We start from the raw sequence: 7051 nt of genomic DNA, 5'->3' as shown, positions 1-7051 counted from the left end.
CGGGTAGTTTGCCGGCGCAACAGGCGGCTGTTTCTGGATTTCTTCAGTCATTCCCGATTGTCTCAGGCACAGCCCCACTGGATGGCGAAGCCGCCCGCTTTGACGCCAGCCTGGCAGAGAACAAATTGACCAACCCTGTCGAAAATTAAACATTGCTATCAAAAAAATAGCTACCGGATACCGTAAAAAATGGACAAGGAGCCGATTTGTCAAAAATTGCGCAAAAAATCATGCGCAAAACTTTCCTCATGAAAAAAGGAGCCCGGCTGATGCAGGGCTCCTTCCGGGCAGTGGCCTCTGCGACCTATTTGGCCGGCAGATATCTGGATGGATCCACCGGTTTGCCCTGACGACGGATTTCAAAGTGGAGTTTGACGCGGTCGGCGTCACTGTTGCCCATTTCAGCGATTTTCTGGCCCTTTTTGACGGACTGGTCTTCCTTGACCAGCAGGGTCTGGTTGTGCGCGTAGGCCGTCAGGAAGGTGTTGTTGTGCTTGAGAATGATCAGGTTGCCATAGCCTCGCAGACCGGCACCGGCATACACGACACGGCCATCAGCAGACGCGATCACCGCGTCGCCGGCCTTGCCTGAAATATCGAGCCCCTTGTTTTTTGCTTCGTCAAAGCCTGCAAGCAGCGTGCCTTGGGCGGGCCAGATCCAGCCCACGTCTTCATCTCCGTTGGCAACCGAGGCGGATGAAGGCGCCATTACGGGGATCGAAGGAGCGGCGACCGGGGCAGCTGTCGCAGGCCGCGCCGCGCTGGCCGGCGGAACTGGGGCGGCCGCAGCCGAACCTGACGTCACGGGTCGCGCCACCACTTGGGTTTCGCTGACGGGTGGTAACACGCGCAACACTTGTCCGACTTCGATCAGGTTAGGGTTTTCAAGGCTGTTCCAGCGCACGATATCGCGCCAGTTCTGGCCACTTTCCAGGCCGATCCGGATAATGGTGTCACCGGGTTTGACGGTGTAATAGCCCGGTTTCCCGGCATTTTCAGTGCCCGGCAACAGCTTCACAGTGGCGGCATCAACCACCACCGGCGTCGGTCGCGACAGAGCCGTGCCGCGGTCTTCAACCGGTGCATTGTTCAGCGAACGCGAACTGCAACCGGTTGCCAGTAACAGCGCTGCAGCCAGCGCGCAGCCCAGCACAAGCGTGCCGGTCCGGCGGGCACCGGAACCTGATCTGCAGACAATGGGAGACGCCATCCTGATTGACCCTGTGTTTTTATTCATCGATTCTTTCAGCTTCTTTCGTCTTCAATCTTGAGCTGATCCTGGTGTGTCTGGTGGCTTGGCCGGGATTCAGCTAGTACCTGATTTTAAGGGGACAAAGTGCACGGCTTCCAGCAAAGTCTGCCGGATGCCTTCAGGGGTTTTGTCCACCACCACCAGGGCCTGGGAACCATTGGCTGCTTGCAGTGGCGCGACCAGGCGTCCGCCCATTGCCAACTGCTCTATCCACGCAGACGGAATGGCATCACCACCCGCTGCGGCAATGATGGCCGCATAGGGTGCGCCTTTGGGGAAGCCGCTCATGCCATCGCCAAACAGGAGGTGCACATTGGACAGCCGCAGGTCTCGCAAATTTTCCCGGGCTTTGTCATGGAGGCCGCGTAAGCGCTCAATGCTGTAAACCTCGGTCGCCAGATGGCTGAGGACGGCGGCTTGGTAACCGCAACCGGTACCGATTTCGAGCACGCGCCCGAGCTTGCCACCGGCCCCGCGCGCGCTTTGCTGCAGCAATTCCAGCATGCGCGCCACCACGCTTGGCTTGGAAATGGTCTGGCCCAACCCGATCGGCAAACTGGTATCTTCATAGGCCTGATTGGCCAGCGCGCTATCCACGAAGCGATGACGCTCCACCTGACTCATGGCTGATAGCACCCGGGCGTCTGACACGCCTTGCGCAGCCAGCTTGTGCACCATGCGCGCGCGCGCCGCCTGCACGGCCATGCCCAAGCCGGCCGGAGCGGCTGCCAAAGCGGATTTTTTTGGGCCATTCAAGCCTTTGGTCTTTGTCGCGCCATCAGTTGAAGCGATTACCTTGGCAGCGGTTGGACCGCCTATGCCTAGGTTCAGACGGACCGGAAAGCCAGGACGCACCATCGGCAAGAGATCGTTGAGGGCGGGATTAAAAGGGGATTTGAAACCGGGCTTCATGGGGCTATTTTTCAGTGCCCTGAGCCAGTTTTGCCGCGGTCTGGGCCCAGAAAGGCAGGCGCTCGTGATCAGTCAAATCGACCTGCAAGGGCGTGATGGAGACATAGCCATTACTGGTTGCATAAAAATCCGTCCCCTCGCCGGCCTCCTTGGCCGGCCCCGCGCCGCCAATCCAGTACATGACTTCGCCGCGCGGACTGGTCTGGGTGATAACGCGCTCAGCGGCATGACGGCGCCCCAGGCGCGCCACTTTAACGCCCTGAATCTGATCGTCGGGCAGGTTGGGAATATTCACATTGAGCAACCACGGCGCGAAGGTGGGCTGTACACCGTGCGCCACGGCTTCAAGCGAAGGAATGAGTTGCTGCACCAGATCGCAGGCGCGTCTGGCCGCTACATCAATATGCGCCCAGCCCTTTTCGGTTTGCGAAAACGCGATGGCGGGGATGCCAAAGAGGTAACCCTCCATGGCGGCCCCCACGGTGCCTGAATAAATCGTGTCGTCACCCATGTTGGCACCGTTGTTGATACCTGAAACCACGAGGTCGGGACGATAACCCAGCAAGCCCGTAAGGGCAATATGCACGCAATCAGCCGGGGTGCCGTTGATGTAGCGAAAACCATTGGCGGCCGTTTGCACGTACATCGGCGAATGCAGGGTCAACGCGTTCGACTTGGCGCTGTTATTTTGTTCGGGTGCCACGACCTCCACATCAGCGACGGCTTTAAGCGCCTCGTACAAAGCAACGATGCCGCTAGCCTGATAACCATCATCGTTACAAATGAGAATTTTCATGGCGTGATTCTACGGTCACCGCTGCGACAGGAGGAATAAGAGTTCCGGGAACCACGACTGGCATCTTGCCTATGATGCATAAGTTGCCGCGAAATTCGCTCCGCAGCTTCACCCTCTGGATGATCCTGCCCTGAACCTTTTATTTTTTTCGGAGACTTTTATGCATGCATGGCTTTGTGAAAACCCGACTGGCGTCGACGCCCTGACATGGAAAGAACTGCCCACGCCGCAACCCCTGGCTGGCGAGGTACTGATCGAGATCAAGGCAGCAAGCCTGAACTTCCCGGATCTACTGATCGTGCAGAACAAATACCAGATCAAGCCACCCCTGCCCTTCGTACCCGGTTCTGAATATGCTGGTGTTGTGCAGGCCGTGGGCGACGGCGTGAAACACTTGAAGGTCGGACAGAATGTCGCCTGTCTTTCGGGCACAGGGGGCTTTGCCACCCACACCATCGCTCCGGCCGCGCTCTGCATGCCCTTGCCCGCTGGTTTCCCCTATGTCGATGCAGCTGCCTTCATCATGATTTACGCCACCTCGCACCATGCGCTGGCCGACCGGGCACAACTCAAAGTAGGAGAAACCCTGCTGGTACTGGGCGCTGCGGGGGGCGTCGGCACTTCGGCCATACAGATTGCAAAGGCGCTCGGTGCCAAAGTGATCGCCGCAGCGTCCACCGATGAGAAATGCGCTCTTTGCAAATCCATTGGTGCTGACGCCACCATCAACTACAGCACCGAAAACCTGCGCGAAGCACTGAAGAACCTAACTGATGGCAAAGGCCCGGACGTCATCTATGACCCGGTGGGCGGCGATCTGGCAGAACCGGCTTTCCGTTCCATCGCATGGCGCGGCCGTTATCTGGTGGTGGGCTTTGCCTCAGGTACCATCCCCTCGCTTCCACTAAACCTGACTCTCCTCAAAGGGGCATCCATCGTCGGGGTGTTTTGGGGTGGCTTTGCCAAGCAGGAACCCATTGCCAGCGCCGCCGCAATGAAGGAGTTGGCCGACTGGTATGCCCAGGGCAAGATCAAACCCGTGATTGACAGGACCATGCCAATGGCTGACCTCAAAGCCGCCTACGCGCATATGGGTTCAAGAGGTGTCAAGGGCAAACTGGTCATGGTTAACCAATAATTTTCAAATTTAGTAATGATTTAGTAAAAAACGTATTTTTGCAAAACTTACCAAGTTCAGTGTTTTTGATATTTTCTTCTGTCATCATCGCCTTATGTGTGCTGAACTTAACCACGCCGCGTGCAACGACCAAGATTTGGCCCTGTCACCTGTGTTTTGGGCGCAGGATCGGTGCTGGGTATGCCGGAGTCTGGAGCCTGATTACGAAGGGATAAATCTATGAGCAAACCAACCATGCTGGTGGTGGAAGATGATCCCGACCACCTCGAATTGACCTTGAGTGCGCTGGAAGAAAGCGACTCTTCCCACCATATCGTGATAGCCCGAAATGGTCGGGAGGCGTTGGATTATCTTTTCGGAGAAGGAATTAACCAGGGCCGCTCCACTGACGATCAACCCGAGTTGGTCTTGCTCGACTTAGGGATGCCCGAAATGAACGGGCTGCAAGTGATGGAGCACATGCGAAATGATCCACGTACATTTTTCGTGCCGGTGGTCATGTTGACTTCGGCAAGTGAGCAGTCAAAAGCCGTACTCGCATTTAAAGGCGGGCTCAATAGCTATGTGAGCAAGCCACTCGACAGCCGTGAATTTGATGACAAGCTGCGGCAGGTCAGGGAATATTGGCAAACTTCGAATTTTGCCCCTTTGATCTTCTAGAGACACGTGAGTGCACTACCTGAGTCGGAGGGTGCCTGGTAAATACCCAGAAAAACCAAAAACACCCGACGCAGGATTTTCACAAGTGAAGTTTGCATGAACCAATTGAAATTTGTTAGCGTCGATTGGATATTGCAACTCCCAAGTGGTCAATATTCGATCAGCGCCAATAGGTTCTCTTGGACGCTATTGCACTGCGAGCCGTTGATTTCACAAACAAAAAAAGTCATGCGGTATGGGCTGGGGTCAATTGAATGATGTCTAGAAACCTGCATGGATGCTAGGTTTGCCGATTTTCAATATCAATTTACCCCCCCCATTTACCCCCCCACTTTCATTTGATACCCCTGTTTGGATCATCTCGCGCACGCGCACGACACAAGTTGTGCGTTAGCGTTGAATCAAACGGAACTGCCGGTTTCCTTGGTTCGATCAGCCGGACTTTTTGCCCTCCCCTGCCTGTCGATTGAAGCTTTTGCTGATTTTGAATTAATTCAAATGGGAAATTTTTTCTGCGCGTGAGATACCGTGTGGTTTCCAGGTTAATGATCAGCCCGACTTTCTAGCCCCCTCCCTTTGTGTCAAAACATCCAGGTTGCCAATGGTCAGAGTTGACCCATAGACCCAGCTTCGCACCACTGGCCTCGATCTCGGCGGCTGCATAGCTCTGTTGGTCAGTAGGTGACTGCTCCCGCTGATAGTGCTTGTAGTGCAATGCCAGGCCGCGCTTGACCTGCACCAGGTTGCAATCGGGGTTTAGGAAGCAATTGAACTTAAAACCCCGATTGTTTTTGACAGGGACGCCCGGCACAGAGACACAGAGGAGATACAAGCTAAGGGCACTCAGTTGAACCTCCTGGCCTTCCCTACAGCGCTGACGTAGCTCACCGCGTTTTCCGTGGAACACATCGCGCGCCAAGCCGTTACGAAAACTCGCAATATATTTTGGGCTGATAGCACGAATCGGGCTTCGTGATCCTCGAATTTATCTAAAATTAAAGCGCTTCTCGCCTTTCCAGTAAACAGCCTCAGCAGTGAGGCAGAAAGCAGGATTCCATGGCACCCCCAGCACTACAGATATCTGGTTTTCATTCAAAACTGCAGGACCACGCCGCCCAGCTGGCAAAGCTTACTGCTCGCAGTTCCGGTGAGCTAGTTGTGAAGTTTGACTCGAAGAGAAAACTGCCCAACTTTCAGCTTAACACTCCCGACCCGGGTCCTGCTGGGCCACCTTCAGAACCTCCTCCAGCGCCTCCCCTGCCAACGCAGATTGGACCTTTTCAGTCTGGGTACATCGGGTTTTCAGATCCCATCCCCGTTGGTGGAAACATGTCCCTGGCGCTTTTTCAAAATGGGAGCTACAGTTTTGCCGGTCATTTTCACGATTCCGGTGCGCCGAGCTATGACATAGAAGCGGTCTGGGTTATCGTCAGCGAGTCTGGAAAAGCATTCAGTTTCGCGGTTAAGGGTGCGACTCACGGCACCTTTGAAGCCGGCTCTCGGAATTTTGATTTCACCCAGAACGGTAATAATTCGCAACTCCAAGATGCGTGGCCTGATCTTTGTGCCGGATACCACTGGCGCTTTAGTGTGTATGTGAACTGGAACGTGCAGTCCGCAGTGGACGACGTGGTCAGCGCCCTCAAAACTGCTGGCACAGTCATTGGTACGGTGGTCGCTGTGGTTGCTCTTCTTTAATAGGTGTAGTGACTCGCGTTTGAAACTCGTTCGACTTGCAATCAATGGCGTTTTCGGCTCGAATTAATTGCTACTGATTTGACCCACTCGACCGCCACAGATTGCCCTGCTACCTGCTTGACCAGGCTCTGCTTGGAGACATCGCCGAATGCTTGCCGTTTTTCAGGCGCATCAATGCCGGTTAACCTGATTTTGTGCTGGGTGTTGGTGTCATCTAGGATGGTGATGGTGTCGCCATCGGCCACATTGATGACCTTGCCCAGCAGGGTATCGGCCTGCACCTGAAACACCAAGCACAGCACCAGCATGGTGGCCGCCGTTTTGAATGTCATTTGTTGAATTCCACCCAGAATTGACCCCGTAAGGGCCGATATTTTCATTGAAATTTGACCCCTGTTAGAAAGTCTGTGCATGCCAAGTTATGCACAGGAGACGGGAGTGATCAAAGTGGGAACATTAGCCAAGATAAGGCGTTTGTACTTTCGGGACAAACAGTCGATTAAAGAGATTTGCAGGCAAACGGGTATGTCCCGCAACACCGTCAGGTCGCCCATCTCCGCCAGAAAGAAGGCACTGACCGTCGGTTCAAAGGTCC

The 7051-nt window shown here is 55.0% G+C and carries 8 protein-coding genes; 3 read left to right on the top strand and 5 right to left on the bottom strand.

Annotation, left to right across the window (positions count from 1 at the left end; translation table 11 throughout):
• Nucleotides 1–304: 304 nt before the first annotated feature.
• The 3 genes from HHJ19_RS00130 to surE form a co-directional block, all read right to left on the bottom strand.
• A complete protein-coding gene (locus HHJ19_RS00130; protein ID WP_296903007.1) occupies nucleotides 305–1210 on the bottom strand; it encodes a peptidoglycan DD-metalloendopeptidase family protein in 906 nt (301 codons plus the stop codon).
• 96 nt (nucleotides 1211–1306) lie between these two features.
• The gene (locus tag HHJ19_RS00125) at nucleotides 1307–1957 is read right to left on the bottom strand and encodes a protein-L-isoaspartate(D-aspartate) O-methyltransferase (protein ID WP_296903009.1); all 651 of its coding nucleotides are present in this window, start codon (nucleotides 1955–1957) and stop codon (nucleotides 1307–1309) included.
• Nucleotides 1958–2168: 211 nt separating this feature from the next.
• Nucleotides 2169–2960, bottom strand: coding sequence for a 5'/3'-nucleotidase SurE (gene surE / locus HHJ19_RS00120; protein ID WP_296903005.1), 792 nt, complete (start codon nucleotides 2958–2960; stop codon nucleotides 2169–2171).
• Between the two features lie 160 nt (nucleotides 2961–3120).
• Between surE and HHJ19_RS00115 the strand changes: the two genes are divergently transcribed.
• Entirely contained in the window at nucleotides 3121–4098 is a 978-nt protein-coding gene (locus HHJ19_RS00115; RefSeq protein ID WP_296903004.1) for an NADPH:quinone oxidoreductase family protein, read from the top strand.
• Nucleotides 4099–4317: 219 nt separating this feature from the next.
• On the top strand, nucleotides 4318–4758 hold the full coding sequence (locus HHJ19_RS00110; RefSeq protein ID WP_296903003.1) for a response regulator: 441 nt from the start codon (nucleotides 4318–4320) through the stop codon (nucleotides 4756–4758).
• Between the two features lie 562 nt (nucleotides 4759–5320).
• Here the strand turns inward: HHJ19_RS00110 and HHJ19_RS17960 are convergent.
• Nucleotides 5321–5497, bottom strand: coding sequence for a thermonuclease family protein (locus tag HHJ19_RS17960; RefSeq protein ID WP_366929365.1), 177 nt, complete (start codon nucleotides 5495–5497; stop codon nucleotides 5321–5323).
• Between the two features lie 590 nt (nucleotides 5498–6087).
• Between HHJ19_RS17960 and HHJ19_RS00105 the strand changes: the two genes are divergently transcribed.
• Nucleotides 6088–6456, top strand: a complete 369-nt coding sequence (locus HHJ19_RS00105; protein WP_296903002.1) for a hypothetical protein — start codon at nucleotides 6088–6090, stop codon at nucleotides 6454–6456.
• A gap of 41 nt (nucleotides 6457–6497) precedes the next feature.
• Here HHJ19_RS00105 and HHJ19_RS00100 read toward each other — a convergent pair whose 3' ends face one another.
• Nucleotides 6498–6788: a hypothetical protein gene (locus tag HHJ19_RS00100; protein ID WP_296903001.1), complete on the bottom strand. Its 291-nt coding sequence runs from the start codon at nucleotides 6786–6788 to the stop codon at nucleotides 6498–6500.
• Nucleotides 6789–7051 lie beyond the last annotated feature (263 nt).

Origin of the sequence: Polaromonas sp., from assembly GCF_012927415.1 — a bacterium.
Taxonomy (GTDB): Bacteria; Pseudomonadota; Gammaproteobacteria; order Burkholderiales; family Burkholderiaceae_C; genus Polaromonas.
Note: the sequence above shows the minus strand (reverse complement) of the source record. Positions and strands in the feature narration are given on the sequence as shown.